This is a genomic window from Solwaraspora sp. WMMD406 (assembly GCF_029626025.1).
In the GTDB taxonomy this organism is placed as follows: Bacteria; Actinomycetota; Actinomycetes; order Mycobacteriales; family Micromonosporaceae; genus Micromonospora_E.
Genome location: NZ_JARUBF010000001.1, coordinates 859,416 through 885,009, shown reverse-complemented (window position 1 = coordinate 885,009; position 25,594 = coordinate 859,416). Strand labels below are relative to the sequence as shown.

23 protein-coding genes and 1 CRISPR repeat array are annotated in these 25,594 nt (G+C 69.9%); of the genes, 8 read left to right on the top strand and 15 right to left on the bottom strand.

The features are described 5' to 3' along the window. The first annotated feature begins 137 nt into the window (after window positions 1-137). Window positions 138-1,646 (top strand): DEAD/DEAH box helicase, encoded by a 1,509-nt coding sequence (locus tag O7632_RS03915; RefSeq protein WP_347403621.1) that lies wholly within the window; start codon window positions 138-140, stop codon window positions 1,644-1,646. Window positions 1,647-1,699: 53 nt separating this feature from the next. Continuing rightward, on the top strand, window positions 1,700-2,320 hold the full coding sequence (locus O7632_RS03910) for a putative glycolipid-binding domain-containing protein (RefSeq protein WP_278111504.1): 621 nt from the start codon (window positions 1,700-1,702) through the stop codon (window positions 2,318-2,320). A gap of 72 nt (window positions 2,321-2,392) precedes the next feature. Here the strand turns inward: O7632_RS03910 and O7632_RS03905 are convergent, their stop codons facing one another. After that, window positions 2,393-3,490: a PLP-dependent cysteine synthase family protein gene (locus tag O7632_RS03905; RefSeq protein ID WP_278111503.1), complete on the bottom strand. Its 1,098-nt coding sequence runs from the start codon at window positions 3,488-3,490 to the stop codon at window positions 2,393-2,395. 85 nt (window positions 3,491-3,575) lie between these two features. Next, window positions 3,576-4,025 (bottom strand): Lrp/AsnC family transcriptional regulator, encoded by a 450-nt coding sequence (locus O7632_RS03900; RefSeq protein ID WP_278111502.1) that lies wholly within the window; start codon window positions 4,023-4,025, stop codon window positions 3,576-3,578. Window positions 4,026-4,293: 268 nt separating this feature from the next. On the opposite strand from O7632_RS03900, the gene O7632_RS03895 reads away from it, so the two are divergent. Further along, complete coding sequence (locus O7632_RS03895; protein ID WP_278111500.1) at window positions 4,294-4,551, top strand: BldC family transcriptional regulator; 258 nt, start codon at window positions 4,294-4,296, stop codon at window positions 4,549-4,551. A 55-nt stretch (window positions 4,552-4,606) separates the two neighbouring features. Here O7632_RS03895 and O7632_RS03890 read toward each other — a convergent pair whose 3' ends face one another. The 3 genes from O7632_RS03890 to O7632_RS03880 all read right to left on the bottom strand — a co-directional run bounded on the left by O7632_RS03890 (window position 4,607) and on the right by O7632_RS03880 (window position 6,892). Then, window positions 4,607-5,251: a UbiX family flavin prenyltransferase gene (locus tag O7632_RS03890; RefSeq protein WP_278111497.1), complete on the bottom strand. Its 645-nt coding sequence runs from the start codon at window positions 5,249-5,251 to the stop codon at window positions 4,607-4,609. Between the two features lie 713 nt (window positions 5,252-5,964). Continuing rightward, window positions 5,965-6,183, bottom strand: a complete 219-nt coding sequence (locus O7632_RS03885; protein ID WP_278119803.1) for a hypothetical protein — start codon at window positions 6,181-6,183, stop codon at window positions 5,965-5,967. 16 nt (window positions 6,184-6,199) lie between these two features. After that, window positions 6,200-6,892: a hypothetical protein gene (locus O7632_RS03880; RefSeq protein ID WP_278111495.1), complete on the bottom strand. Its 693-nt coding sequence runs from the start codon at window positions 6,890-6,892 to the stop codon at window positions 6,200-6,202. A gap of 227 nt (window positions 6,893-7,119) precedes the next feature. Between O7632_RS03880 and O7632_RS03875 the strand changes: the two genes are divergently transcribed. From O7632_RS03875 to O7632_RS03865, 3 genes are all read left to right on the top strand, one after another. After that, window positions 7,120-7,902 carry a helix-turn-helix transcriptional regulator gene (locus tag O7632_RS03875; protein WP_278111494.1) on the top strand — a complete coding sequence of 261 codons (783 nt, stop codon included), beginning with the start codon at window positions 7,120-7,122 and terminating at the stop codon, window positions 7,900-7,902. Continuing rightward, a complete protein-coding gene (locus O7632_RS03870) occupies window positions 7,893-8,081 on the top strand; it encodes a DUF397 domain-containing protein (protein ID WP_278111492.1) in 189 nt (62 codons plus the stop codon). Before O7632_RS03875 ends, O7632_RS03870 begins: the two co-directional genes overlap by 10 nt. Window positions 8,082-8,164: 83 nt before the next feature. Beyond that, window positions 8,165-8,356: a DUF397 domain-containing protein gene (locus tag O7632_RS03865; protein WP_278111490.1), complete on the top strand. Its 192-nt coding sequence runs from the start codon at window positions 8,165-8,167 to the stop codon at window positions 8,354-8,356. A 279-nt stretch (window positions 8,357-8,635) separates the two neighbouring features. Further along, window positions 8,636-9,101: direct repeats of the CRISPR family, unit length 36 nt; unit sequence GTCGCAGCTCCCTCGGGAGCTGCCCTTCATTGAGGC. Between the two features lie 103 nt (window positions 9,102-9,204). On the opposite strand, the gene mqnP is transcribed toward O7632_RS03865, so the two are convergent. The 8 genes from mqnP to hemL form a co-directional block, all read right to left on the bottom strand. Continuing rightward, complete coding sequence (gene mqnP, locus O7632_RS03860) at window positions 9,205-10,146, bottom strand: menaquinone biosynthesis prenyltransferase MqnP (protein ID WP_278111489.1); 942 nt, start codon at window positions 10,144-10,146, stop codon at window positions 9,205-9,207. Then, a complete protein-coding gene (locus O7632_RS03855) occupies window positions 10,143-11,606 on the bottom strand; it encodes a menaquinone biosynthesis decarboxylase (protein WP_278111487.1) in 1,464 nt (487 codons plus the stop codon). Before O7632_RS03855 ends, mqnP begins: the two co-directional genes overlap by 4 nt. An 88-nt stretch (window positions 11,607-11,694) precedes the next feature. After that, window positions 11,695-12,741, bottom strand: a complete 1,047-nt coding sequence (gene ccsB / locus O7632_RS03850; protein WP_278111486.1) for a c-type cytochrome biogenesis protein CcsB — start codon at window positions 12,739-12,741, stop codon at window positions 11,695-11,697. Further along, entirely contained in the window at window positions 12,741-14,321 is a 1,581-nt protein-coding gene (locus O7632_RS03845) for a cytochrome c biogenesis protein ResB (protein WP_347403620.1), read from the bottom strand. The genes ccsB and O7632_RS03845 overlap by 1 nt, the downstream gene beginning before the upstream one ends. A gap of 164 nt (window positions 14,322-14,485) precedes the next feature. After that, window positions 14,486-15,250 carry a cytochrome c biogenesis protein CcdA gene (locus O7632_RS03840; protein ID WP_278111484.1) on the bottom strand — a complete coding sequence of 255 codons (765 nt, stop codon included), beginning with the start codon at window positions 15,248-15,250 and terminating at the stop codon, window positions 14,486-14,488. After that, window positions 15,243-15,794 carry a TlpA disulfide reductase family protein gene (locus O7632_RS03835; protein WP_278119802.1) on the bottom strand — a complete coding sequence of 184 codons (552 nt, stop codon included), beginning with the start codon at window positions 15,792-15,794 and terminating at the stop codon, window positions 15,243-15,245. Before O7632_RS03835 ends, O7632_RS03840 begins: the two co-directional genes overlap by 8 nt. A 78-nt stretch (window positions 15,795-15,872) precedes the next feature. After that, window positions 15,873-16,520: a histidine phosphatase family protein gene (locus tag O7632_RS03830; protein WP_278111482.1), complete on the bottom strand. Its 648-nt coding sequence runs from the start codon at window positions 16,518-16,520 to the stop codon at window positions 15,873-15,875. After that, window positions 16,517-17,896: a glutamate-1-semialdehyde 2,1-aminomutase gene (hemL, locus tag O7632_RS03825; RefSeq protein WP_278111480.1), complete on the bottom strand. Its 1,380-nt coding sequence runs from the start codon at window positions 17,894-17,896 to the stop codon at window positions 16,517-16,519. Before hemL ends, O7632_RS03830 begins: the two co-directional genes overlap by 4 nt. Window positions 17,897-18,025: 129 nt before the next feature. On the opposite strand from hemL, the gene O7632_RS03820 reads away from it, so the two are divergent. Beyond that, complete coding sequence (locus O7632_RS03820) at window positions 18,026-18,355, top strand: STAS domain-containing protein (protein ID WP_278111478.1); 330 nt, start codon at window positions 18,026-18,028, stop codon at window positions 18,353-18,355. Window positions 18,356-18,397: 42 nt separating this feature from the next. Here O7632_RS03820 and O7632_RS03815 read toward each other — a convergent pair whose 3' ends face one another. Further along, a complete protein-coding gene (locus O7632_RS03815) occupies window positions 18,398-18,958 on the bottom strand; it encodes a response regulator (RefSeq protein WP_278111477.1) in 561 nt (186 codons plus the stop codon). A 46-nt stretch (window positions 18,959-19,004) separates the two neighbouring features. Further along, window positions 19,005-23,384: a HAMP domain-containing protein gene (locus tag O7632_RS03810; RefSeq protein ID WP_278111475.1), complete on the bottom strand. Its 4,380-nt coding sequence runs from the start codon at window positions 23,382-23,384 to the stop codon at window positions 19,005-19,007. Between the two features lie 111 nt (window positions 23,385-23,495). Here O7632_RS03810 and O7632_RS03805 point away from each other — a divergent pair, with 111 nt between their 5' ends. After that, window positions 23,496-25,574 (top strand): SpoIIE family protein phosphatase, encoded by a 2,079-nt coding sequence (locus O7632_RS03805; RefSeq protein ID WP_278111474.1) that lies wholly within the window; start codon window positions 23,496-23,498, stop codon window positions 25,572-25,574. Window positions 25,575-25,594 lie beyond the last annotated feature (20 nt).

Sequence of the window (25,594 nt, the reverse complement as noted above, 5' to 3'; positions counted from 1 at the left end):
CCTGAGAGGTTTTCTTGACCACCTTCGCTGATCCCAGCACGTTCCCGTCCGTCCTCGACACCCCGGTTCTCGACACCCCGGTTCTCGACACTGCGGCTCCGGACGCCGCGACCGAGCCGGCGCAGGCTCCCGCCGACCTGGACTTCGCCGCCCTCGGAGTGCCGCGTCCACTGGTCCGGGCACTCGCCCGGGAGGGCATCACCACCCCGTTCGAGATCCAGCGCGCGACCGTACCGGACGCGTTGGCCGGCCGGGACGTGCTCGGCCGGGGCCAGACCGGCTCCGGCAAGACCCTCGCCTTCGGCCTGCCGGTACTCGCTCGGATGGCGGCGGGCGACCGCGCCCGGCCGCTACACCCCCGGGCGCTGATCCTGGTTCCCACCCGCGAGCTCGCCATGCAGGTCAACGACGCGCTGTTCCCGCTCGGACGGGCCGTCGGCGTGTTCATCAAGACAGCGGTCGGCGGGGTGCCCTACGACCGGCAGATCGACTCGTTGCGGCGCGGCGTCGAGATCATCGTGGCGACCCCGGGCCGCCTCGGCGACCTGATCCAACGCGGGGTGTGCAACCTGGACGATGTCGAGGTGACCGTTCTCGACGAGGCGGATCAGATGGCCGACATGGGCTTCCTGCCTGACGTCACCGAACTACTCGACAAGACCCCGGCCGATGCCCAGCGGCTGCTCTTCTCCGCCACGCTGGACAACGACGTCGACGCCCTGGTGCGGCGCTTCATGACCGACCCGGTCACCCATTCCACCGCGCCGCCGACCGCCACGGTCACCACGATGGACCACCACATGCTGCTGATCCCGCCGAACGACAAGTTCGCCGTCGCCGCGTCGATCGCCGCCCGGTCGGGCCGGACCATGATGTTCGCCCGCACCCAGCTGGGTGTGGACCGGCTGGTCGACCAGCTCGCGGCGGTCGGCGTCCGGGCCGGCGCGCTGCACGGCGGCAAGACCCAGCGGGTACGGACCCGGACTCTCGCCGAGTTCAAGGAAGGCCGGACGAACGTGCTGGTGGCCACGGACGTGGCCGCCCGGGGCATCCACGTCGACGGTGTGTCCCTTGTGGTGCACGTCGACCCGCCCAAGGACCCGAAGGACTACCTGCACCGGGCCGGCCGGACCGCCCGTGCCGGCGAGTCCGGTGCGGTGGCCACCCTGGTGTTGCCGAAGCAGCGCCGCAGCACCCTCGCCATGCTGGAGAAGGCCGGCGTGGAGCCGGCGCAGACCCGGGTACGTCGGGGTGACGCGGTGCTGGCCGAACTGACCGGGGCCACCGAGCCCAGTGGCGTGCCGATCGTCGAGGAGCCGGCACCGCAGCGGCAGCCACGCCCACGAGGCGACCGTTTCCGGTCAGAGCGCGCTGACCGTTTCCGGTCAGAGCGTCCGGATCGGTTCCGGGGCGAGTCCGACCGGTACCGTCCGGGGCGGACCGGCGACAGTGCCGCTGGGCCGGCAGCCGGAGCGGACCGCGCCAGCGGGAAGCGCGGCCACGCCGACCGTGGCACCGCTGGCGGCGACCGCAGTGGCGGCGAGCGGCGGGGCGGATTCCGCCACGAGGGAAGCCGTCCACCGCGTGACGACCGGCGTGGCGGAGAGCGGCGTTTCGCCGACCGCCGTCCGAGCCGCAGCTTCTGATCTGATCGGCCGGCCGTACCGGCCCGGGAGTCCCTGGCCGGTACGGTCGAGTCATGCCGACGATGCCGAAGTCCGTCATCTGGGTTCGCACCGACACCGGGGGCGCCGATCACGCTCTGGTCGACGACCGGCGGGGGCTGAACGCGCGAGGGGTGGCCGTGGCGGCGACGCCGCTGCCGTACACCTGCCAGTATGAGCTCACCACGGACGAGGACTGGACGGCCGTCCGGTTGACGGTCACCACCGAGGGCGCCGGCTGGCTGCGGACCGTACGGATGGAACGGGCGTTGGGTCGATGGCGGGTCAGCACCGCCGAGCAGGGTGACCTGGACCGCGCGTTGCGTGCGGTCGGACAGCGTCCGGTCGGGCTACCGGGGACGGAGGAGCCCGGCCGACTCGACGCCGCGCTGGACGTCGACCTCGGCGCGGCCCCGCTGTTCAACACGTTGCCGATCCGCCGGCTCAAGCTGGCCGGTCGCCCGCCCGGCGAGGAGCACCGGATCACGGTGGCGTGGGTCCGGGTGCCCGGCCTGGAGGTGCTCGCGGCGGAGCAGATCTACACCACGGCGGGTCCGGACCGGGTCGGGTACCGCAGCGGCAGCTTCGCCACCGAACTGACCGTGGACCCGGACGGCTACGTCACCCATTATCCCGGGCTCGCCGAACGCGGCTGAGGCAGCTGCCCGGCTTCCGGGACGGGTCGCGACCGCCCCACCCGGAGGACAGGCGTCTGCCGCTACCGAGACTTACCCGGAGCCGGGCCAGTCGCCGGTCTGCAGGAACCGCTCGACGTCCGCCAGGTGCGGGGTCGGGTCGAGGCCGTGCTCGGCCAGCCACCGCGCCGAGTAGTAGCTGTCCACGTACCGTTCGCCGCTGTCGCAGAGCAGGGTCACGACCGAGCCCTGCTCGCCGGCGGAGCGCATCTGCGCGATCAGCCCGAACGCCCCCCACAGGTTGGTGCCGGTCGAGCCGCCGACCCGCCGGCCCAGTACGGCGCTGCCGACCCGCATGGCCGCCAGCGAGGCGGCGTCCGGGACCCGGATCATCCGGTCCACCACGGCCGGCTGGAACGACGCCTCGACCGTGGGACGACCGATTCCCTCGATCATCGAGCCGCTGGCGGTGCTCGTCGACCAGTCGCCGGACCGCCAGGCCGGATAGTAGGCGGAGTTCTCCGGGTCGACGACGCAGAGTTTGGTGCGGTGCCGCTGGAAACGGACGTAACGCCCGATCGTGGCGCTGGTGCCGCCCGTACCGGCTCCGACGACGATCCAACTCGGGATCGGATGCCGCTCCAGGGCGAGCTGAGCGAAGATCGACTCGGCGATGTTGTTGTTGCCCCGCCAGTCGGTCGCCCGTTCGGCGTAGGTGAACTGGTCCATGAAGTGCCCGCCGAGGTCCTCGGCCAGCCAGCGCGCTTCCACGACCACGGCGGCCGGATCCCGTACGAGGTGGGACTTGCCGCCGTGGAACTCGATCTGGGCGATCTTCTCGGCGGACGTGGCGGCCGGCATGACCGCGATGAACGGCAGTCCGAGCATCCGGGCGAAGTACGCCTCGGAGATGGCGGTGGATCCGGACGAGGCCTCCACGATCGTGGTACGGGGTCCGATCCAGCCGTTGCAGAGTCCGTACAGGAACAGCGAGCGGGCCAGCCGGTGCTTGAGCGAGCCGGTGGGATGCACCGACTCGTCCTTCAGATAGAGGTCGATGCCCCAGTCGACCGGCAGCGGGAAGGGCAACAGGTGGGTGTCGGCGGAACGGTTGGCGTCGGCTTCGACCCTGGCGATGGCGTCGGTGACCCAGGCCCGGTCCGCGTCGTCGCACCGGTCCAGTTGTTCCATCCGCCGACGGTAACAGCCGACCGGTCGCCGGCCGACCGGTCGCCGGCCGACCGGGCAGCGGCCGACCGGGCAGCGGTCCGGCGGATCAACTGGTCAGCGGCTGCGGCCGGTTCTCCCATTTGGTGGAGAGGGTGACGCTGGTGCGGGTGTTGGCGATCCCGGGCGTGCGATTGAGCCGGACGATGAGCTGTTCGAGTTCGGCGATGGTGCCGACGCGGGCGAGGCAGAGGAACGATTCGACTCCGGCCATGAAGTAGCAGGACTCGATCTCGGGCATGGCCCGCAGGGCGTCGAGGACCTTGTCGGTCTCCGCGCCGGAGTCCTCGACCAGCCCGATCAGCGCGGTGACTCCGAGACCGACCGCTTCGGGGCGGACGTCGGCCCGATATCCCCGCAGGATCCCGCCGGATTCGAGCTTGCCGATCCGCTCGTGTACGGCGGGCGCGGACAGCCCGACCTGCCGGGCAAGTTCGGCGTAGGAGAGCCGGGCGTTGCCGCGTAACAGGTCGACGAGCCGAAGGTCGATGGCGTCCACGGAATGTAGACCCTAACGGGTCCGGCCAGAAACCCCCGCTTTCCATCTTCGGCTCCCCCGGACAGGTCACCGATCCACCGACTAAAGTCCATATAAGCCGCAAATCCTACCGGCCATTCTCCCACTCAGGTAGCTTTCCTCATTTCCCGGACACGGCGGTCAGCCGGTGCTCTAATGGCCGTACGTCTGGCACGACGGCATCTGGCACACGGTCCATCGGGGGGCTGACTGGCCAGGTCAGAGCCGTCGTGTACGCGAGGAGGGGACCGTGGACACTGGAGATCGTCTGCTGACACCAGGCGAGGTAGCCGCGCTGTTCCGCGTCGACCCGAAGACCGTCACTCGATGGGCAGCGGCCGGCCGGATCGGCAGCATCCGAACTCCCGGGGGCCATCGACGGTTCCGCGAGTCCGAGGTGCGCGCACTACTTGAGGGGGAAGGCGTACTGGAGGAGATGCAGGCCGACGCCGCAGAGCACCGACCCCGGCACACCGAGAACGGTTCGAGCGGGACGAGTTCGTACTGACGCTCGTCCGTGCCGCGCGGCAGGCTGACGCTCGTCCACCCGCGCTGCGGGCTGGTCAGTCGGCCGGGCCCTGGCGGCGAGCGGCGGCGATCTCGCCGGACCATCGACGGAACAGCGTGTGCGGTACGTCGAGCACGTCGAGCACCTTTCCGGCGACGAAATCGACCAGCTGGGCGGCGGACGCAGCCGCGCCGGCACCGTAGAAGCCGGGACTGGCCGGCAGCACCACCACCCCGGCGTCGTGCAGTGTGATCAGGTGCTCCAGATGGCTGCGGGTCACCGGGGTCTCACGTGGGACCAACACCACCGGCCGATGCTCCTTGATGTTGACCTCGGCCGCCCGCTGCAGCAGATCCTTGGACAGCCCGATGGCGATGCCCGCACACGCGGCCGTGCTCGCCGGCACCACCACCATGCCGCGTACCGGATAGGACCCGCTGCTCGGGCCGGCGGCGAGGTCACCGGCGGGCCAGAACCGTACGTCGGCGTCGTCGAGATCGCGCCCGAGCCAACGGGCCAGGTCCTCCCGCCAGTGGCTGTCCCGCAGCGGCGCGCCGGTCTCGTCGAAGATGGTGAGCCGGGCCGCCCGGGAGACGACCAGGTCGACCGGGTGCCCGGCGTCGAACAAGGCGCGCAGCACCGCCGCCGGGTACGGCGTACCCGACGCGCCGGAGATCCCGACCACCCACGGTCGTCTCACCGCTGCCACCTCTACCGGTTTTGCCACATATGCCCCGTAGATCCTGCCGCTCGCATGGGACGGACCATACTCCGTTGGAGGAACATCTCGGGCCTGGACCATCAGCCCCAAGGATCCGGATCACACCAGCAAGATCAGTTGTCGTAGAACCGGGATTCCATCGGCGTGTCGCCGTATTTACATCAACTGATCTTGGTGACGGCTATCTCGGGGTGAGCCGCCGAAGCCCGGCGAGTTGGACGAACACCTCGCGGCTCGCGGCGCTGCACCGCGCCGCACGGAAGCCTTCGACCTGGTCTGCGACCTCAATCCACCCAGAAATTCCTGATCGTCGATCAAGATCAAGCCTGGACCATCACGCCCCAGGATTCGGGTCACCACAACAAGTGCGATGCCGTCTATCAAGCGTGAAACGGCGGTCAGCAATCATCGAGGTGAGGCTGATCCACGTTACAACGGCGTCGTAAGGTGGATAGGCCTCACCTCGGCGCGGACCGTCAGCTGCGGCTGCGCAGGCGGGCCGTGTCGCGCGACCAGGTGCCCGCTTGGTCCCGGTGGCGAGAACGACCCACCGAGGACCCTCGACCTCCTCCAGCACCGACCGTCTCCGCCGGCGTCGGCCGCGCATCCGTACGGCCCGAAGATCATTTGTCGTAGAACCGGGAATCCATCGGCGTGTCGTCCGTAAATACATCAACTGATCTTGGTGACCGCTATCTCGGGGTGAGCCGCCGAAGCCCGGCGAGTTGGACGAACACCTCTCGGCGCTGCACCGCGTCGCCGGCCGCGTCCAACTCGTAACCGTCGAGCCAGCACCACCCGTGGTACGTCTGCCGCTCGTCGCGGCGAATCACCCGGAAACGGATCGGCCGCGCGGCGAACTGGACGCTTGCCGCCCGGCTCAACAGCACCACGTCACCGGCGGCCGGCAGTCGCGGCCGAACGGGCTCACGCACCCTCAGAGCCGGGGTCGGGGTCGACCGGGGGCCGCGCCGGGCAACCTTGTTCGTGACGAGGTTCGTGACGGGTCAGCACACCGGGACGTACGAGCGCATCCTTGTACGGGCGCACCATCACCAACGTGCCGGACCGCTCCGGATCGTCGCTGATCTCCGGTCCCATCACGATGATCCACGACTGCCACGGCACGTCCGGGCCGACCTCGGCCACCGTCAGCCGCACCGGACGCAGCCCGTCCAGGTGGTCCGCCGCCCGGACGTCGACCACGTCGCCGGGGCGCAGCTTCACCGGCTGGTTGCTGGCGACCGGCGGCTCGGACGCCCCGGCCGGCCACAACCCGGCGTACGCCAGAACGGCGCGGACCCGCTTCGCCCGCCCCGGGTCGACCCGCTGCAGTACGGCGAACGCCCGCCGGAACCGTTCACAGAAGGCGGGAGTGCCGCAGCTTCGACACTCCACCGTGGCACGCACCGGCATGTGCTGGTTGACCAGAGCCACCGCCCGGTTCGCCACCAGCGACGCCGGACGCGGCGGCGGCACATTCCGCGCCAGCCGCCACACACCTGCGGTGGTGTCGTAATGACCGGGGTTACGGATCGGAAGCCGTCCCCGCCGAGCCGCCGCGAGGTTACGCACAATGCGCGACCCGTTCGCGTTTCCGATCCCGTCGTCATTCCGCACGCTGTCCCCCTTGGATCCGGTGGAGTGGGGACCCGGCGGATGGTGCCGTGGCGTTCGGGGAGTGTGAACACACCCACCCGCCGGGTCTCTTCCACCCTGGACTGACAGAGGGCCGGGGCGGAAGATACACAGCAAGTAGGTACGGCCCGGTGGTGACGATCATCGACCCGGTGACGCACCTGTGGTGAGTGGTGGTCGCACGGCGAGATTGGGGGACGTGAAGGTATATGAGCGCGAGCGAATATCTGATAGAGGACTTGCGACGGATCCGCGAGTTGCTGGGGCTGACTCAGGAGTCGTGGGGGGAGCGCATCCACTTCTCGGCGTCGCACGTCGGCGCGGTGGAGCGCGGCGAACGCCCGGCGCTCCCGGACTACCTCACGGCGGTGGACCGGCAATACCGGACCGGGTTCATGAAGTTCTATAGAAAGTTCGTGATTGGAGAGTCCGCCCCTGTCTGGTTGCGGCCCTGGCTCGACTACGAGCGTGAAGCGACGATGCTGCGCTACTTCGAGCTAGCCGTCATCTCCGGAGTGCTCCAGACGGAGGCGTACGCACGTGCGGTCATCGGCACCACGCGATCGGGCGTAGCGGCAGACGACGCGGTCGCGGCCCGGCTCGCCCGTTGGGGAGTCGTCACCCGAGAAGCCAACCCGCCCCGGGTCGTCGTCATCTTGGATGACTCCGCACTCCGCAGACCGGTCGGTGGACCTGCGGTGATGCATGAACAGTTGACCGTGCTGGCCGAAGCGATCGAGCGGCCGAACATCAGCGTCTTCATCGTCCCCGCCTACGTCGGGGCGTATGCGGGACTGGACGGACCGGTGGCGCTCGCGACGGCTCACGGGCGAACCGTGGGACTGCGCGACGCGCCCGGCGCTGGCGACGTCGTGGAGGACCCGGCAGCGGTCGACCTGCTGGACCGGCAGTGGGAAGCGATCCGAGAGTATGCTCTCCCACAGGACCAGAGCCTCGACCTGATCATGAAAGCAGTGGATTCATGGACGTAACCACGCCGAGCTGGCGCAAGTCGACCCGCAGCAACGGCGGGAGCAACTGCATCGAGGTGGCGGACAACCTTCTCAGCCGCGTCCTCGTCCGGGACACCAAGGACCGCGACGGCGGCACGCTCGCCTTCAGCCCGGCCGCCTGGTCGGCGTTCGTCACCGACGTGGCAAGGATGCCCTGAGTAGGGCTGCAGGCGGACAACGGAGCCTCGGACGCCCCGCTTCGGACTGGTCCGGGTCCGTGACCTGACGATGAGGGTGGTCGATGAGCATGAACACTGATGTGAACTGGCGCAAGTCGACCCGCAGCAACGGTCACAGCAACTGCGTCGAGGTAGCCGACAACCTACCCGGCCGGGTCTACGTCCGGGACACCAAGGACCGCGACGGCGGTACGTTGGCGTTCGCCCCGTCGTCGTGGTCGAGCTTCGTCGAGATGACCAAGGTACGCGGCTGAGCCTGCATCGGAACCCGCCGAGCGGTTCACGGACGGACCACGGAGCCTCGGACCCCATCTCTGGTTATCGGGTCCGAGGCTCCTCCGTCTGACCCCCTCCGCGAAGGGTCCGTCATGACGCCTCTGAGCGCGGACCCTTCGCGGAGCTGTTTTCCCTGATCAGGACATATTCTATAGTGGATGATGGCCGCTTCAGGCCTCTCGTGAAGCCCTCGTTTGGCGGACCCTTCGCGGCGGACTTGTTCCGCAGCAGGTCAGGAGGGGTAGAATCTGTACCCTGTCGCAGCTCCCTCGGGAGCTGCCCTTCATTGAGGCTCCGAGACCCGGGTCTTGCCGGCGTCAGGGTCGATGTCGCAGCTCCCTCGGGAGCTGCCCTTCATTGAGGCCTGATCGCCGGATTCGTCGCCGTCAAGCTGGCCCAGGTCGCAGCTCCCTCGGGAGCTGCCCTTCATTGAGGCCGGACGTTGCGCGCGGATCCTCAGTTGGCGGCCGGTCGCAGCTCCCTCGGGAGCTGCCCTTCATTGAGGCCAATTCTCGGTGTCCGCGATGGACGGAACCACCATGTCGCAGCTCCCTCGGGAGCTGCCCTTCATTGAGGCTTGGCGCGTGTCTGGTCGCGCCACCCCGGCCGGGACAGTCGCAGCTCCCTCGGGAGCTGCCCTTCATTGAGGCATGCCGTTCCTGGACGCTGGCACCATGGTCGGTCAGAGTCGCAGCTCCCTCGGGAGCTGCCTGAGGTGTACCGGAGCCCTGACCCGCCGTAACGGGAATCGGGGCTCCGAGCCGTTTCGGCGTCACAGCGGACGATGCCGCCTATCCGGCCGGCGGAAAACGTACCGTCGCTGTCGTCAGCCGCGTAGGCCGAGTCGCAGGACCAGGTCAGCGAGGGCGAAGACGAACAGCGCGATGCCGACGAACCCGTTGGCGGTGAAGAACGCCCGGTTCACCTTGGACAGATCGGTCGGGCTCACCACCAGATGCTGGTAGCCGAACGCCAGCGCGGTCAGCGCCAGCCCGATCCACCACGGCCAGCCGAACCCGACCAGCGTCCCGAACCAGACGAACAGCACAAAAGTCACGATATGCACGAGACTGGAGGTGTGCAGGGCGAACGCCCGGCCGTACCGGGCCGGCACGCTCCGTACCCCGATCTCGCGGTCGATTTCGTCGTCCTGACAGGCGTAGATCAGGTCGAAGCCGCCGATCCACAGCCCGACCGCCGCGCCGAGCAGGATCGCCGGCCCGGCACCGTCGAACGTCCCGGTGACCGCCAGCCAGGCACCGACCGGCCCGACCATCTGCGCCACCGCCAGCACGGCGTGCGGCCAGTCGGTGAACCGCTTGGCGTACGGGTAGGCCACCAGCGGGACGACCGCCAGCGGGGCGAGGACCAGGCAGAGCGGGTTGAGCAGCGCCGCCGCGCCGAGGAACACCACGAGCGCGACGCCCGCGCCGGTCCAGGCGGTCCGGACGCTCACCGCCCCGGTGACCAGTTCCCGGCCGGCGGTACGCGGATTGCGCGCGTCGATGTGCCGGTCGATGACCCGGTTCGCGGCCATGGCGAACGTCCGGGCACCCACCATGGCGATCGTGATCAGCAGCAGGTCCAGCCAGCGGATCCCGCCGCCGAGGTCGACCATCGCCGTCAACGCCGACAGGTAGGCGAACGGCAGGGCGAAGACCGAATGCTCGATCGCGACCAGCCGGAGGAAGGCTTTGACCCGGCCGACCGGGGCGGCGGGCGCGCCGGCCGGTCCGGCGGCGGGCTGGGCGGCAGACGCGGCGCTCACGAGATCCCGTACTCCCGCCACCGCTTGTCAACCAAAGACACGATCTCCGGTGACATGGTCATCTCCTCGGGCCAGCCCCGGGTGTAGCCCTCGGTGGGCAGCTTGCGGGTCGCGTCGACGCCGGCCTTGCCGCCCCAGAACTGCTGGTACGAGGAGTGGTCGAGGTGATCCACCGGCCCCTCGGTGAGCAGCAGGTCACGGGCGTAGTCGACGTTGCCGAAGGCGCGGAACGCCACTTCGTGGTAGTCGTGCACGTCGCAGTCGTCGTCGACCACGACGATCAGCTTCGACAACGACAGCAGATGGGCACCCCAGATCGCCGACATGATTTTCTGGGCGTGCTTCGGGTAGCGCTTGCGGATCGACACGATCACGCAGTTGTGGAACACCCCGGCGGCCGGCAGGTCGTAGTCGACGATGTCCGGGATCAGCATCCGCAGCAGCGGCAGGAAGATCCGTTCGGTGGCCTTGCCGAGCCCGTGGTCCTCCTGCGGCGGCTTGGAGGTGATGATCGAGTGGTACAACGGGTTCCGTTGCGTCGTCATGCACTCGATGTGCAGCACCGGGAACGGTTCGACCGGAGTGTAGAAGCCGGTGTGGTCGCCGAACGGGCCTTCGGGCAGTCGTTCGCCCGGCTCCAGGTAGCCCTCCAGGACGACCTGGGCGTGCGCCGGCACCTGCAACGGTACGGTCTTGCAGTCGACCATCTCCACCCGCTGGCCGCGCAGGAACCCGGCGAACAGGTATTCGTCGATGTCGCCGGGCAGCGGTGCCGACGCCGAGTAGCTGACCACCGGGTCGCAGCCGATCGCCACCGCCACCGGCAGGCGTTCCCCGCGCCGCTCGGCGACCGCGTGGTGGGCGGTGGAGTCCTTGTGGATCTGCCAATGCATGCCGAGCGTGTTCCGCGAGTGCTGCTGCAGCCGGTAGAGGCCCAGGTTGCGTTTGCCGGTCTCCGGGTGCTTGGTGTGGGTCAGCCCGTAGTTGTGGAAGATGCCGCCGTCGCCGGGCCACACCTGCAGTCCGGGGAGCCGGTTGAGGTCGACGTCCGCACCGGTGTAGACGACCTCCTGGCAGGGCGCGGTCTTGACCTTGCGCGGCGGCAGCGAGGTGAGCTGCATGACCTTGCCCAGCCCGTCGCGGATGCCGGACCAGCCGACCGGCAGGTCGGGCTTGATCATCGCCCCGATCCGGTCGCCGATCTCGTTCAGCCGGTCGACGCCGAGCGCCATCGCGGTCCGGCGTTCCGTACCGAACAGGTTGATCGCCACCGGCATCTCACCCCGGGTCGGCCGCTCGAACAGCAGCGCCGGGCCACCGGCGCGGACCGTCCGGGTGACCACCTCGCTGATCTCCAGCGTCGGGTCCACCGGTACGCCGACCCGTCGCAGCTCGCCGGCCTGCTCCAGCGCCGCGACAAAGTCTTTCAGATCCTGGTACGGGAATCCTGCAACCGCCATGTCGCCAAGTCTGTCGTACCGGGCCCCGGGTGCCACCACCTGGGGCGGGTGCGCCGGGTCACCGTCGCACCGCGCGGCCGGCGGGTGCTCAGTCCACGTCGGCGTACGAGTGCAGGCTCTCGAAGAAGAAGTTGACCCCGATCAGGTTCATCAGCATGGTGGCGAACCCGAAGATCGCGATCCAGGTGACCGTGGTCCGCCGTACGCTCGGGGTGGCCCGGGCGTGCAGGTATCCGGCGTAGACCACCCAGGAGATGAACGCCCAGGTCTCCTTCGGGTCCCAGGCCCAGGCCCGGCCCCAGGCCGCTTCCGCCCAGATCGCGCCGGCGATCACGGCGAAGGTGAAGACCGGGAAGGCGACCGCGTGCAGGCCGAAGGTGAGCCGCTCCAGCGCCGCCGCCGACGGAACCCGCTTGGCCAGCCCGTACGGGAAGCCCGATCGGCCCTGTTCGTAGCCGGACCGGAGCAGGAACATCACCGCAGGGACGAAGCCGAGCAGCAGTACCCCGGACGAGGCCATGATCGTGCTGACGTGGATGGCGTACCAGGCGGAGCGCAACGCCGGCAGCAGCGGCGTGATCGCGGTGTAGAACACCAGGCCGGCCAGGCCGAGCAGGGCGATCACGACCAGGTTGACGAACAGACCGAGCGTGCGCAGCGTCGGTCGGCGGAAGACCAGCACCAGCCAGGCGGCCACCCCGACGAAGGTGATCGCCAGCACGTACTCGTACATGTTGCCCCAGGGCAACCGTTCGGCGGCGATGCCCCGGGTGACCAGGCAGGCCAGGTGCACCAGCGCGCCGAGCACGGTGGCGCCGATGGCGAACCAGCCGACCAGCGGTACGGCGGACCAGCCGCCGGGCGTGGGCGGGTCCGCTGGCTGGTCCGCTGGCGGCTGGCCGACCGGCCCGGCGGACGCGGGGTCCGCACCGGTTCCGGCACCGGTTCCGGTTCCGGTTCCGGTGGCGACGGTGACTAGTTCGTCAGCGGGTACGGCCGACCGGTCGTCGGCGCGCCGACCGATCCGCTGGTCGACCCGGCGGTCGACAAAGCCGGCTTCGATCGCGTGGCAGATCATCGCGAACAGGTACGCGAAGATCGCCACGACCAGGAGTTGATCCGACAGAGCCGCCATTAGTGCCGTCCTTCCCGCCGTCCGGTGGCGCTTGCGGTGACGTCACCGACCGCCCGGATGAGCTCCCGGAACTCGTCGGCGAACCCGGGATGGTCGGTGCGCGGCAGCCCACCGGCCTCGATCACGCTACTACCGGCCGTCGTGAAGTCGCGGTCGGGGTGTGTCGAGGTGAGCCGGAACCACACCCGGCGCCGCCGGCCGAACAGCGCCGGCATCAATCCGACCAGAAGCAGCGCCGAACTGGCCAGCAGCAGCCAACTGCCCGGGTCGTGGCGCACCGACAGGGTGATGTACTGCGAGATGTCGACGAATTCGATGCTGCTGCCGTCGTCGAGGGTCATCGTCTGGCCGACCCGCAGCAGCTCGGGCTCCCCGACCGGCAGCAGCCGGCCGGCGGTCACCTGCCGCTGATCGATCCGGTAGACCGAACCCGGGATGCCGGCGTCCAGCCCCAGGTTGCCCCGGTAGGCCCAGAGCATCACCGCCGGGTCGCGCAGCTCCGGGTGGGTGGAGCGGACGTACGGTGGCTGCGCCGGGGTGCTGGGCAGGAAGAGTCCTTCGAAGGCGACCTGCAGGTCGGGGTCGCGGACGCCGCTCGCCGGGTCGACGTTGGCGTCCGGGAAGCTGGCGACGCCTTCGCCGGTCAGCATCCCGTCGGTGGCCAGGAACGGCGCGGTGACGGTCTGCCGCTGACCGAACCGGTCGGTGTAGCGCAGCACCGGGGCATAACCGTGGCCGAGCAGGTAGACGTTGGCCCCGTCGAGACGCAGCGGCGAGTTGACCGAGAACGTTTCGGTCCGTGCCGGCCGACCCGGTTCGTCGACGGCGACCTCGGCCCGGTAGCTGGCCGGTTGGCCGTTGTCGAGGAACGTCGCGGTGAAGTCGGTGAGTTCCAGGCAGAACGGCGGCAGGTCGGTGTCGGCGACCCGTGGGCCGAGCCCGTACTCGTCGTACTGCTGGACGGTGTTGCAGAACGGCGCGTCCGGTCCGGCCACCAGCAGTCGGTTGCCGTGCCAGCCGTACCACGACCCGAGGGCGACCCCGACCAGGACGGCGACCAGGGAAAAGTGGAAGACCAGGTTGCCGGTCTCCTTGAGGTGGCCCTTTTCGGCACTGACCGCGCCCGGCGCGACCACGACCCGCCAGCGCCGCTTGCGCAGCAGCGCGGCGATCGCCGCCAGACCGCCGTCGCCCGCCGCCGCCGGGCCGTCGCCGGTCGCCAGCTGGTCCGCCGGCAGTACGGCGTACTGCGGCAACCGGTCCAGCCGGCGCGGCACCGGCGGCGGCGGGGTCCGCAGTGCCCGCAAATGATCGCGCAGTCGCGGCACGATGCAGCCGACCAGCGAAGTGAACAGCAGCAGGTAGATCGCGGAGAACCAGGGCGAGGCGAAGACGTCGAAGGCACCGAGCCGGTCCAGCACCGGGGCCAGCCGGGGATTCTCCTGGAAGTACGTGTTGACGTTTTCGATGTTGACGTCGCGCTGCGGCAGCAGTGAGCCCGGGATGGCCGCGACCGCCAGCAGGAAGAGCAGGATCAGTGCGGTACGCATGCTGGTCAGTTGGCGCCACGAGTTGCGCATCAGGGCGAGCAGCCAACCGGCCGTACCGCCCGGCCGACCCGGTTGCCCAACGGCGGTGGGACCGGCGGGACCAGCTGGACCAGCTGGACCAGCTGGACCAGCGGAACCGGCGGCGGGGGCGGTCGGCGGCGACGGTGCCGGGGTGCGCTCGTCGACGGACGCCATCAGATGCTCACCTCGCCGACGCCGAAGGTGGCCTGGATCCAGATGACGAAGCTGTTCCAGCCACCGGTCATCAGGGCGACTCCGATGCCGATGAGCAGGCCGCCGCCGATCCGGGTGATCCACCGGCTGTTGCGGCGGATCAGGGTGAAGACCCCGAGGAGCCGGCGGAACGCCAAGCCGAAGACCAGGAACGGCAGGCCGAGACCCAGGCAGTACGCCACCGCCAGGGCCGCCGCCCGGTCGGTCTGGCCGCTGACGGTGGCCATCCCGATCACCGCGCCGAGGGTCGGCCCGACGCAGGGCGTCCAGGACAGCGCGAAGACCGCGCCGAACACCGGGGCACCCACCAGGCCGGCCTCGGGAAGCCGCCGTACCCGCAGCTCCCGTTGCATCCCCGGCACCAGGCCGAGGAAGGCCAGGCCGAGCAGTACGATCAGCGCCCCGATCACGATCTCGACGGCACGCTGGTAGGTGAACAGGAACTGGCCGACCCCGGCCACGACGACCGCGGTCAGGGTGAACACGGCGGTGAACCCGGCGATGAACAGCAGCGTCCCGGCCAGCACCCGACCGTACCGGCCGGCCGAGCCGCCGTCGCCGGCGTCCAGGTCGGAGCCGGCCAGGCCGGTCACGTACGACAGGTAGCCGGGTGCCAGCGGCAACACGCACGGGGACAGGAAGCTGACCAGCCCGGCCAACGCGGCCAGGCCGAGCGCCAGCAGCACCGGACCACTACGGGCGATCTCGGCGTACGTCTCACCCATCGGCCGAGTCCGCCGGCGGTGCCGGCGCCTCCGTGGCCACCCGTTCGACCAGCGGCTGCAGCCCTTCCTGGCGGACGGCCTGCCGGATCACCACGGCGATCCGGCCGTCCCGGTCGACGATGATCGTGGCCGGGATGCTGTTCGGCGGGATGTCGAAGTCCAGGGCGAGCCGACTGCCCGGGTCGAACAGGCTCGGGTACGTCACCCGGCCCTGTTCGAAGGCGCGCGCCTTGTCCCGTTCGTCCTTGATGTTGATCCCGAGGAACGCCACGCCCTGGTCGCGGGTCGCCTGGTAGGTGGCTTCGAGATCGGCCGCTTCGGCCCGGCAGGGTGGGCACCACGATCCCCAGAAGTTGACCACGACGACCTGACCCCGGTGGCCGGCCGGGTCGAACCGGGTCCCGTCGAGCAGTTCGGCGTCCAGGTCAGGGCTGGGCGGCCGATGTTCCACCGGGCACTCGATGACGCCCTGGGCGGTGGTCTCGCAGTCGGCTTCCCAGTTGGTGCTGGTGCAGCCAGCGAGGGCGGCCGCCGCGCCGAGCAGACCGGCCAGGCCAGCCGCGAGCAGACCGGCCCGATGCGGTCCGGGTCGCGCGGTCCATCGCCCACGGGGTCGCACGGGTCAGGCCCCCTTGGCCGTCCGGGCCGACGGTGACATGGCGATCAGGTGCGCCGCCGGCTCGGTGTAGCCGATGCCGACCACCTTGGTGTCCTCGAAGTGGATCGAGGTCAGGCTGGCCAGGGCACACTGGCGGCGGCGCGGATCGTGCCAGAGCCGTTTGCGTTCGAGGTAGCGCCGCAGGGTCCAGATGGGCAGTTGGTGCGAGACGCAGACGGCTTCGTGGCCTTCGGCCGCGACTCGGGCGGCGTGCACGGCCGCGAACATCCGGGCGGCGATCGCGGTGTACGCCTCGCCCCACGACGGGGTCACCGGGTCGCGCAGCACCCACCAGTTGCGCGGGTCACGGAAGCCGCCGTCGCCGGGTGACACCCGCCGGCCCTCGAACCAGTTGGCCGATTCGATCAGCCGCTCGTCGACCGAGACCGGCAGGCGGAACTGCGCGGCGATCGGTTCGGCGGTCTCCTGGGCGCGTTCGAGCGGACTGGCCACGACGTGCACGACGTCCCGGTCGGCGAGGGACTGGGTGGCTGCCTTGGCCATCTGGACACCGAGTTCCGACAGGCGGAAGCCGGGCAGCCGGCCGTACAGGATCTTGGTCGGGTTGTGCACCTCGCCGTGCCGCAGCACGTGTACGACGGTCTGCTTCATCCGTTGTCTCCCACCCTCTCCACCCGCGCCCCGGAGTCCGTCGCGGAGTCCGTCGCGGCCGCCGCCGCGCGGGCGGCGATCGGCAGTGCGGTCGCGAGCTGTTCCAGGGCGGCGTCGTCGATCGCCGCCGAGACGAACCATGCTTCGAACGCGCTGGGGGGCAGGTAGACGCCGTGCGCGAGCATCGCGTGGAAGAAGGCCCGGTAGGCGCCCACGTCCTGGGTCCGGGCGCTCGCGTAGTCGGTGACCTCGGCGTCGGTGAAGAAGACGGAGAACATGGTGCCGGCGGTGGAGAGGCGATGCGGTACGCCGGCGGCGTGCAGCGCCTCGGTGGCCATGGTGGCGACCCGGGTCGCGGTGTCGGCCAGTCGCCGGTAGAGCTGGTCGTCGGCGAGCCGCAGGGTGGCCAGGCCGGCGGCGCAGGCCAGCGGATTTCCCGACAGGGTGCCGGCCTGGTAGACCGGACCGGCCGGGGCGAGCTGCCGCATGATCTGAGCCCGGCCGCCGAAGGCGGCGGCGGGCAGCCCACCCCCCATGACCTTGCCGTACGTGTAGAGGTCGGCGTCGGCCGGATCGAGCTCGGCCCAGCCGCCCCGGGCGACCCGGAAGCCGGTCATCACCTCGTCGACGATCAGCAGCGCGCCGTGGGCGTGGGCGATCCGGGCCAGCGCGGTGTTGAAGCCGGGGACGGGGGCGACCACCCCCATGTTGCCGGCCGCCGCCTCGGTGATGATCGCCGCGATCTGGTCGCCGTACTCGGCGAAGGTGCGCTCGACGGCGGCCACGTCGTTGTACGGCAGCACGATGGTGTCGCTGGCGGCCGCTCCGGTGACCCCGGGCGAGTCGGGCAGCCCGAGGGTCGCCACGCCGCTACCGGCGGCGGCCAGCAAGGCGTCCACGTGTCCGTGGTAGCAGCCGGCGAACTTGACGATCCGGGACCGCCCGGTGTGGCCCCGGGCCAGCCGGATCGCCGACATCGTCGCCTCGGTGCCGGAGTTGACCAGCCGGACCTGCTCGACCGGGGTGCGGTCGACGATCTCGGCGGCCAACTCCACCTCGCCGGGGGTGGGCGTGCCGAAGCTGGTGCCCAGCGTGGCGGCCTCCCGTACGGCGGCGACGACCTGCGGGTGGGCGTGGCCGAGGATCAGCGGCCCCCACGAGCAGACCAGGTCGACGTAGCGGCGGTCGTCGGCGTCGAACAGCCACGGCCCGGTGCCCCGGACCATGAAGCGTGGCGTACCGCCGACGGCCCGGAAGGCGCGCACGGGCGAATTGACCCCGCCCGGGATGATCGTGTTGGCGTGGTCGAACAGGGCCTGGGAAGCGGGCGCGGCGGCCGGGTACGGGCTAGCGCCAGCGGAATCTATGGCAGTCACGGCACTGCCATTGTGTCAGCGGGTTCGGTGCCCCGCACAGCCGCCCCTTACCCAGCTCGCGCCCAGCTCGCGGACGTCCGGGACGGGCGTCCCCGGGCCGACCTGGTGAGATCGCGATAGGCTGGCCCGGTGGAGCGGGCGGAGCTGTCCATCGCGCTGCAGCGCACATCCGACGAGGCGGTACTCCGCCTCGCCGGCGAGATCGACATGCTCACGGCGGCTCAGCTCTCCAACGCGGTCAACGAGGTGCTGACCGACGCGCCGGCCCGGATCGTGCTTGACATGGGCGGTGTCACCTTCTGCGACTCGCAGGGTCTGGGCACACTCGTGGTGCTGACCCGCAAGGCGAGCCACGCGCAGAGCCTGCTGCTGCTGACCAACGTCGGAGAGTTCCTGCTCCGAGTGTTGAACATCACCGGAATCCGCTCCGCGCTGACGATCCGCAACGGCCACCCGTAGCGGTCGGTCCCGCCCGTGCGGCGGGCCGCCCCGCCGCACCTCTCACATGGCGGTGGGCCCCCAGCGGGCGGCTTCCAGCTGGCTGGCCACCTGGTCCAGGTCGGGCTGGTCGCCCGACCTCAGCCGTTCGATGGCCTGGTCGACCGCGGCGCAGAGCGCCCGCCACTGTTCGTCCCGCTGGCGGACCACTTCGGCCTGGGTGGCCAGCTGCCGGTTCTTGACCCACAGGTCGACGAAGACGCTGACCTTGGCCCGCAGCACCCACGGGTCGAACGGTTTGATCAGGTAATCGACCGCCCCGACCGCGTAGCCCCGGAGGGCGAGCTGCGCGTCACGGTCCGCCGCCGTCAGGAAGAGGATCGGTACGTGCCGGGTGCGTTCCCGCCGTTTGATGTGGTTGGCGGTCTCGAAACCGTCCATCTCCGGCATCTGGGCGTCGAGCAGGATCACCGCGAAGTCGTCGACCAGCAGTTGCTTCAGCGCGGCCTCGCCGCTCTCCACCGCGACGGTCTGCACCGGCAGCCCCTGGAAGATCGCTTCCAGGGCGAGCAGGTTCTCCCGCCGGTCGTCGACCAGAAGCGCCTTGGCCTGTCCACCGGTCACGATGTCGACTCCTCACGTACGCCGTTGCGTGCGCCGCCGGCCATGGTCACCGGGCCGGTCCCGAGCCGGACACCTGGTCGGCGGCGTTGATCCAGGTCACCATCAGGGTGATCAGTTCGTCGAGGTCCACCGGCTTGGTGATGTAGTCGGTGGCACCGGCCTGCAGCGCCGATTCCCGGTCGCCGGGCATCGCCTTGGCGGTCAGGAAGACCACCGGCAGATCGGCGAAGCGGTCGTTGCGGCGGATCACCCGGGTGGTTTCGTAGCCGTCCTGATCCGGCATCATCGCATCCATCAGGACGATGTTCACCTCGGGCCGTTCGGCGAGCTTACGCACCCCGTCGACGCCGTTGTCGGCGTAGATGACCGTCATCCCGTGCAGCTCGAGCGCGCTGGTCAAGGCGAAGACGTTGCGGACGTCGTCGTCGATGATCAGCACCGTGGCGCCGTCCAGCCGGCGGGTCGCCGGCGGTTCGGGCCGGTCGACCTCGATCGGCCTGGTCAACGGCGGCAACGCGGTACGGATCGGAGCGGCGGGCGGCAACGGCGCCGGCGGCAGCACCGCGTCGGTGTTGAGCACGTCCGGTACGTACAGCGTGAAGGTGGAACCCTGCCCCGGTACGGACGTCACGGTGATCACGCCACCGATCAGTCGGGCCAGGTCACGGCTGATCGACAGGCCCAGCCCGGTGCCACCGTACCGCCGGCTGGTCGTCCCGTCCGCCTGCTGGAACGCCTCGAAGATGAGCGACAGCTTGTCGTCGGAGACCCCGATCCCGGTGTCGACGACGGTGAAGGCGACCACCTGACCGGCGGTGGCCAACGCGGGCTGTTTGAACGTGACGTCGGCGGGGGCCGGTCCGATCCGGAGCGCCACCGACCCGTTGTCGGTGAACTTGACCGCGTTGGAGAGCAGGTTCCGCAGGATCTGCTGGAGTCGTTGCGCGTCGGTGACGATCTGGTCGGGCAGGTCGTCGGCGATCTCGACCGCGAAGGTCAGGCCCTTCTCCTCGGCCTGCGGTGCGAAGGCCTGCTCGACGTAGGCCCGGATCTCGTCGAACGGCACCTCGGCCGGTTGCACGTCCATCCGGCCGGCTTCGATCTTCGACAGGTCCAGGATGTCGTCGATCAGCGACAGCAGATCGGATCCGGCGCTGTGGATCGTCTTCGCGAACTCGATCTGCTTCTCGGTCAGGTTGTCGTCCGGGTTGTCGGCCAGCAGCCGGGCCAGCAGGAGCAGCGAGTTCAGCGGGGTCCGCAGCTCGTGGCTCATGTTGGCCAGGAACTCCGACTTGTACGCCGACGCGCGCGACAGCTGCTGGGCCTTCTCCTCCAGGCCGAGGCGGGCCAGCTCGATCTCCCGGTTCTTGGTCTCGATGTTGCCCTTCTGCTCGGACAGCAGCCGGGCCTTGTCCTCCAGTTCGGCGTTGGTCCGCTGCAGCTCGGCCGACTGGGCCTGCATCTCGTTGGCCAGCCGCTGGGACTGGGCCAGCAGTTCCTCGGTACGCCGGTTGGCCTGGATGGTGTTGACCGCGACGCCGATGTTGGCCACCAGCCGTTCCAGGAAGGCCAGGTGCAGCTCGGAGAAGGCGTCGACGGAGGCGAACTCGATCACGCCGAGCATCTCGCCTTCGAACAGCACCGGAAGCACCACGTGATCGCGGGGTGCGCTGCCGACCAGCCCGGAACGCAGGGTGAGCACCCCGGTCGAGCCGTTGCCGACCCGGATGGTGCGCCGGGACACCGCCGCCTGTCCGACCAGCCCTTCGCCGGGGCCGAAGGTGACGATGTGGTCCCGCGCCACGTACCCGTACGCGGCGGTGAGCTGCAGCCGCATCAACGCCTCCTCGACCTCGGCGAGGAAGAACGCGCCGAGTTGGGCGTCGACCAGCGGCGTCACCTCGTTCATGATCATCCGGCAGACTTCACCGAGGTCCCGCTGCCCCTGCAGCAGGCCGCCGATCCGGGCCAGGTTGGAGTCCAACCAGCCCTGCTCGGCGTTCTTCATGGTGGTGTCCCGCAGGGTGACGATCATCTGGTTGATGTTGTCCTTGAGCTCGGCGACCTCACCCTGGGCCTGCACGGTGATGTGCTGGGTCATGTCGCCCCGGGTCACCGAGGTCGACACCTGGGCGATCGCCCGCAGCTGGGTGGTGAGGGTCGAGGCGAGCTGGTTGACGTTCTCGGTGAGGTCGCGCCACGTACCGGAGACGCCCTTGACCTGAGCCTGACCACCCAACTTGCCCTCGGTACCCACCTCGCGGGCCACCCGGGTCACCTCGTCGGCGAACGACGACAACTGGTCCACCATCGTGTTCACCGTCGACTTCAACTCCAGGATTTCGCCCTGCGCGTCGACGGTGATCTTCTGCGACAGGTCACCCTTGGCGACGGCGGTGGTGACCGAGGCGATGTTCCGCACCTGGCTGGTCAGGTTCGACGCCATCGAGTTCACGTTGTCGGTCAAGTCCCGCCACGTACCCGAGACGCCCTTGACCTGGGCCTGACCACCGAGTTTGCCCTCGGTGCCCACCTCGCGGGCCACTCGCGTCACCTCGTCGGCGAACGACGACAACTGGTCCACCATCGTGTTGACGGTGTCCTTCAGCTCCAGGATCTCGCCCTGCGCGTCGACCGTGATCTTCTGCGACAGATCACCCTTTGCCACCGCCGTGGAGACCTGGGCGATGTTCCGCACCTGGGCGGTCAGGTTCGACGCCATCGAGTTCACGTTGTCGGTCAAGTCCCGCCAGGTGCCGGCCACCCCACGGACCTGGGCCTGACCACCGAGTTTGCCCTCGGTGCCCACCTCGCGGGCCACCCGCGTCACCTCGTCGGCGAACGACGACAACTGGTCCACCATCGTGTTCACCGTCGACTTCAACTCCAGGATCTCGCCCCGCGCGTCGACCGTGATCTTCTGCGACAGATCACCCTTCGCCACCGCCGTGGTCACCGAGGCGATGTTCCGCACCTGGCTGGTCAGGTTCGACGCCATCGAGTTCACGTTGTCGGTCAAGTCCCGCCACGTACCCGAGACGCCCTTGACCTGAGCCTGACCACCCAACTTGCCCTCGGTACCGACCTCGCGGGCCACCCGCGTCACCTCGTCGGCGAACAGCGACAGCTGATCCACCATCGTGTTCACCGTCGACTTCAACTCCAGGATCTCGCCCCGCGCGTCGACCGTGATCTTCTGCGAGAGATCACCCTTGGCCACCGCGGTGGAGACCTGGGAGATGTTGCGGACCTGGCTGGTCAGGTTGCCGGCGAGCTGGTTGACGTTCTCGGTGAGGTCCCGCCAGGTGCCGGAGAGCCCCCGCACCTGGGCCTGACCACCCAGTTTGCCCTCGATGCCCACCTCGCGGGCCACCCGCGTCACCTCGTCGGCGAACCACGACAACTGGTCCACCATCGTGTTCACCGTCGACTTCAACTCCAGGATCTCGCCCTGGGCGGCCACCGTGATCTTCTGCGACAGATCACCCTTGGCCACGGCGGTCGACACCGAGGCGATGTTGCGCACCTGGGCCGTCAGGTTCGACGCCATCGAGTTGACGCTGTCGGTGAGGTCCTTCCACGTACCGGCGACGTTGGGCACCTCGGCCTGACCGCCCAACTTGCCCTCGGTGCCCACCTCCCGGGCCACCCGCGTCACCTGCTCGGCGAACAGCCGCAACGTGTCGGTGAGCATGTTGATGGTGTCCGCTAACTCGGCGACCTCGCCCTTGGCCGACACGGTGATCTTCTGCGACAGGTCGCCCCGGGACATCGCCGTCGCCACCTGCGAGATCGAGCGCACCTGGTGAGTCAGGTTCGACGCCATCGTGTTCACCGAATCGGTGAGGTCCTTCCACGTACCGGCGACGCCCCGCACATCGGCCTGGCCACCCAGCTCCCCCTCGGTGCCCACCTCCCGCGCCACCCGGGTCACCTCGTCGGCGAACGACGACAGCTGATCCACCATCGTGTTGACCGTGCGGCCGATCCGCAGGAACTCGCCGCGCAACGGCTGACCGTCGATCTCCAGCTCCATGTGCTGCGACAGATCGCCCTCGGCGACCGCCCGGATGACCCGGGCGATCTCGGTGGTCGGCCGGCCCAGGTCGTCGATCAGCGCGTTGATCGCCCGATGGTTGTCCGCCCACGCCCCGCCGAAGCCTTCCTCGTCGAGGCGTTCGGTGAGCCGGCCGTCGCGTCCCACGATCCGGCTGATCCGGCGCAGATCCAGGTGCTGCCGTTCCTGCAGCGAAACGACCTCGTTGAAGGCGTCCGCCACCTCACCGGCGACACCGATCCGCCGAGGCAGCCGTACCTTCAGATCCCCTTGCCCGACCCGGCGCAACGCCTCGGCCAACTCGGCCAGCAGTGCCGTCTCGGTAGGGTTCGGACGCTGGTCGGTGGGCAGCTGTTGTGCGCTGGTCATGGCTCCTCGCTCAGCTCAGGGAGTGGGCTGACCTCATCATTGCTCGACTACGGTGGCAGATGCGAGGTGCACGCCCGCATTTACGGGCCAGGCGATCGGAGGAACTGGCAGGTGTCAGCGAGGGCCGAGCGTTCCATCACCGAGACCGAGGGTGAACATGTCCGGCGGGTACGCCTGCCGGCCGACCGCCGAACGCCGGCCACCGCACGGGCCGTCGTCCGGTCCGTGCTCGCCGAAGCAGCCCTCGACGAACTCGTCAACGAGGCACTGCTGCTCACCACCGAACTCTCCACCAACGCCGTGGTCCACGCCGGTACGGAACTCATCATCGAGGTGGTCGCCGACCCGGACGGCCTGACCGTCACCGTCACCGACTTCGCCGCCGGACCGATCGAACAGGTCGCCGCGCTGCCCCGCAACGACCGGCAGGACATCACCGAGGTCTCCGAACGCGGCCGAGGGCTGCTGCTGGTCGACCACTTCGCCAGCCGGTGGGGAACCACCCACCTGCGGACCGGCAAAGGCGTCTGGTTCCGGCTCGACCGCGACGGCGGTACGGCCACGCCCGAGTGGGCGCCGCCCTGGCCCGGAGCGCCGGATCAGGCCGGACCGGTGGACACCGTACGGCAGCCGGCCGCGCCGAGCGCCGCGATGCTGGCCACGCTGCTGCAGACCGGTCCCGATCCGTACGCCGACGATCCCCTCACCGACCTGGCCGGCAACCTGCTCGGCCGGGTCGCCGACCTGGTCGGTGCCGCCGGTGCGACCATCCGCCTCGACCGGGGCGACGGACGCGGCGTCCAGATCCTGGCCCGGTACGGACGCCAGCCCCGACCCGGCGAGCCGCTGCTGCGGGTCCCGCTCACCGTGCACCGCCCCTACTCCGGCGAGCTCGAACTGGACGCCGCGCCGTCGGACTACGCCCGGCCGCTGGCCACCCTGGTCGCCGAACGCATCTCGCTGCACCTGGAGAACGACCGGCTGCGCCGAGCCGACCTGCGCCGGCAGACCTGGCTGACGTTTCTCGCCGAAGCCAGCGAACTCCTCGCCCAGTCGCTGGACGTCGACCTGACCATGGCGCTGATCCCGCAGCTGGTGGTGCCCCGGCTCGGCCAGTGGTGCGCCGTACACACCGCGGACGAATGGGGTCAGTTGCAGCTGGCCGCCGCCAGCCACGCCGACGAGACCGTACTGCCGCAGTTGCACGCGACGTTGCGCGAGACCGGGCCGGATTCGGTGCCGACCCGGCTGCGGGAGGCCTCGCGGATCGGATCACAGGTGCCGATCGGCGCCCCCCTGGAGGGCTTCGCCCTGCCCCTGGTGGCTCGTGGTCAGCGGCTCGGCACGCTCGCCGTCGGTCGGCACGAACGGCACCGCCACGATCCCGACGAGGTGGCCGTCCTGGAGGACGTCGCCCGCCGCGCCGCGTTGGCCATCGACAACGCCCGCATCCACCAGGAACGGCGGCGGGTCGCGCACACCCTGCAGCAGTCGCTGCTGCCGCCGGTGCTGCCGGCCGTCGAGGGCATCGGTCTGGCCGCCGAGTACGTGCCCAGCGGCGACGCGGTCGAGGTCGGCGGCGACTTCTACGACGTGGTGCCGCTGCCGGAACGCCGCTGGCTGGTGGTGGTGGGTGACGTCTCCGGCAAAGGGGTGCAGGCCGCTACCGTGACCGGCCTGGTCCGCGACGTCATCCGGGTGCTGGTCCGCGACGGCAAGACGCTGCCGGAGGTGCTGGCCAGGCTCAACGACACGCTCGTCGAACGGGGTGGCGGCCGCTACTGCACACTGGCGATGGCCGCGGTCGGGGTCACCGCCGACCAGCATCTCGACGTACGTCTGCACCTCGCGGGGCACGATCGTCCGGTCCTGGTCGGTAGCGACGGCCGGTCCCGGTTCGTCGGGGCCGGCGGCACCGCGCTGGGACTGTTGGACGAGATCACCGCGCCGTCGGTGGAGTTGAGTCTGGGTCCGGGTGACGCGCTGGTCTTCTACACCGACGGGGTCACCGAACGGCGCAACGAGCGGGAGCTGTTCGGCACCGAACGGCTGCGCCGGGCGGCGGCTCCGCTCGCCGGATTCTCCGCCGACGTGGTGGCCGCCCGGCTGCGGACCGCGACACTCGACTTCTCGACCGAGCCGCCGCGCGACGACATCGCGATCCTGGTGGTCCGCAACGAGTCGCGCTGACCGCTGCCGAAGGCGCGCTG

Excerpts from the sequence above, each read along its gene's own strand:
- O7632_RS03865 (WP_278111490.1), top strand. The coding sequence starts at position 8,165 with ATGAGCATGAACACTGATGTGAACTGGCGCAAGTCGACCCGCAGCAAC.
- ccsB (WP_278111486.1), bottom strand. The coding sequence starts at position 12,741 with ATGGCGGCTCTGTCGGATCAACTCCTGGTCGTGGCGATCTTCGCGTAC.
- O7632_RS03810 (WP_278111475.1), bottom strand. The coding sequence starts at position 23,384 with ATGACCAGCGCACAACAGCTGCCCACCGACCAGCGTCCGAACCCTACC.
- O7632_RS03870 (WP_278111492.1), top strand. The coding sequence starts at position 7,893 with ATGGACGTAACCACGCCGAGCTGGCGCAAGTCGACCCGCAGCAACGGC.
- O7632_RS03875 (WP_278111494.1), top strand. The coding sequence starts at position 7,120 with ATGAGCGCGAGCGAATATCTGATAGAGGACTTGCGACGGATCCGCGAG.
- O7632_RS03905 (WP_278111503.1), bottom strand. The coding sequence starts at position 3,490 with ATGGAACAACTGGACCGGTGCGACGACGCGGACCGGGCCTGGGTCACC.
- O7632_RS03845 (WP_347403620.1), bottom strand. The coding sequence starts at position 14,321 with ATGCGCAACTCGTGGCGCCAACTGACCAGCATGCGTACCGCACTGATC.
- O7632_RS03855 (WP_278111487.1), bottom strand. The coding sequence starts at position 11,606 with ATGGCGGTTGCAGGATTCCCGTACCAGGATCTGAAAGACTTTGTCGCG.
- O7632_RS03910 (WP_278111504.1), top strand. The coding sequence starts at position 1,700 with ATGCCGACGATGCCGAAGTCCGTCATCTGGGTTCGCACCGACACCGGG.
- O7632_RS03830 (WP_278111482.1), bottom strand. The coding sequence starts at position 16,520 with ATGAAGCAGACCGTCGTACACGTGCTGCGGCACGGCGAGGTGCACAAC.
- O7632_RS03840 (WP_278111484.1), bottom strand. The coding sequence starts at position 15,250 with ATGGGTGAGACGTACGCCGAGATCGCCCGTAGTGGTCCGGTGCTGCTG.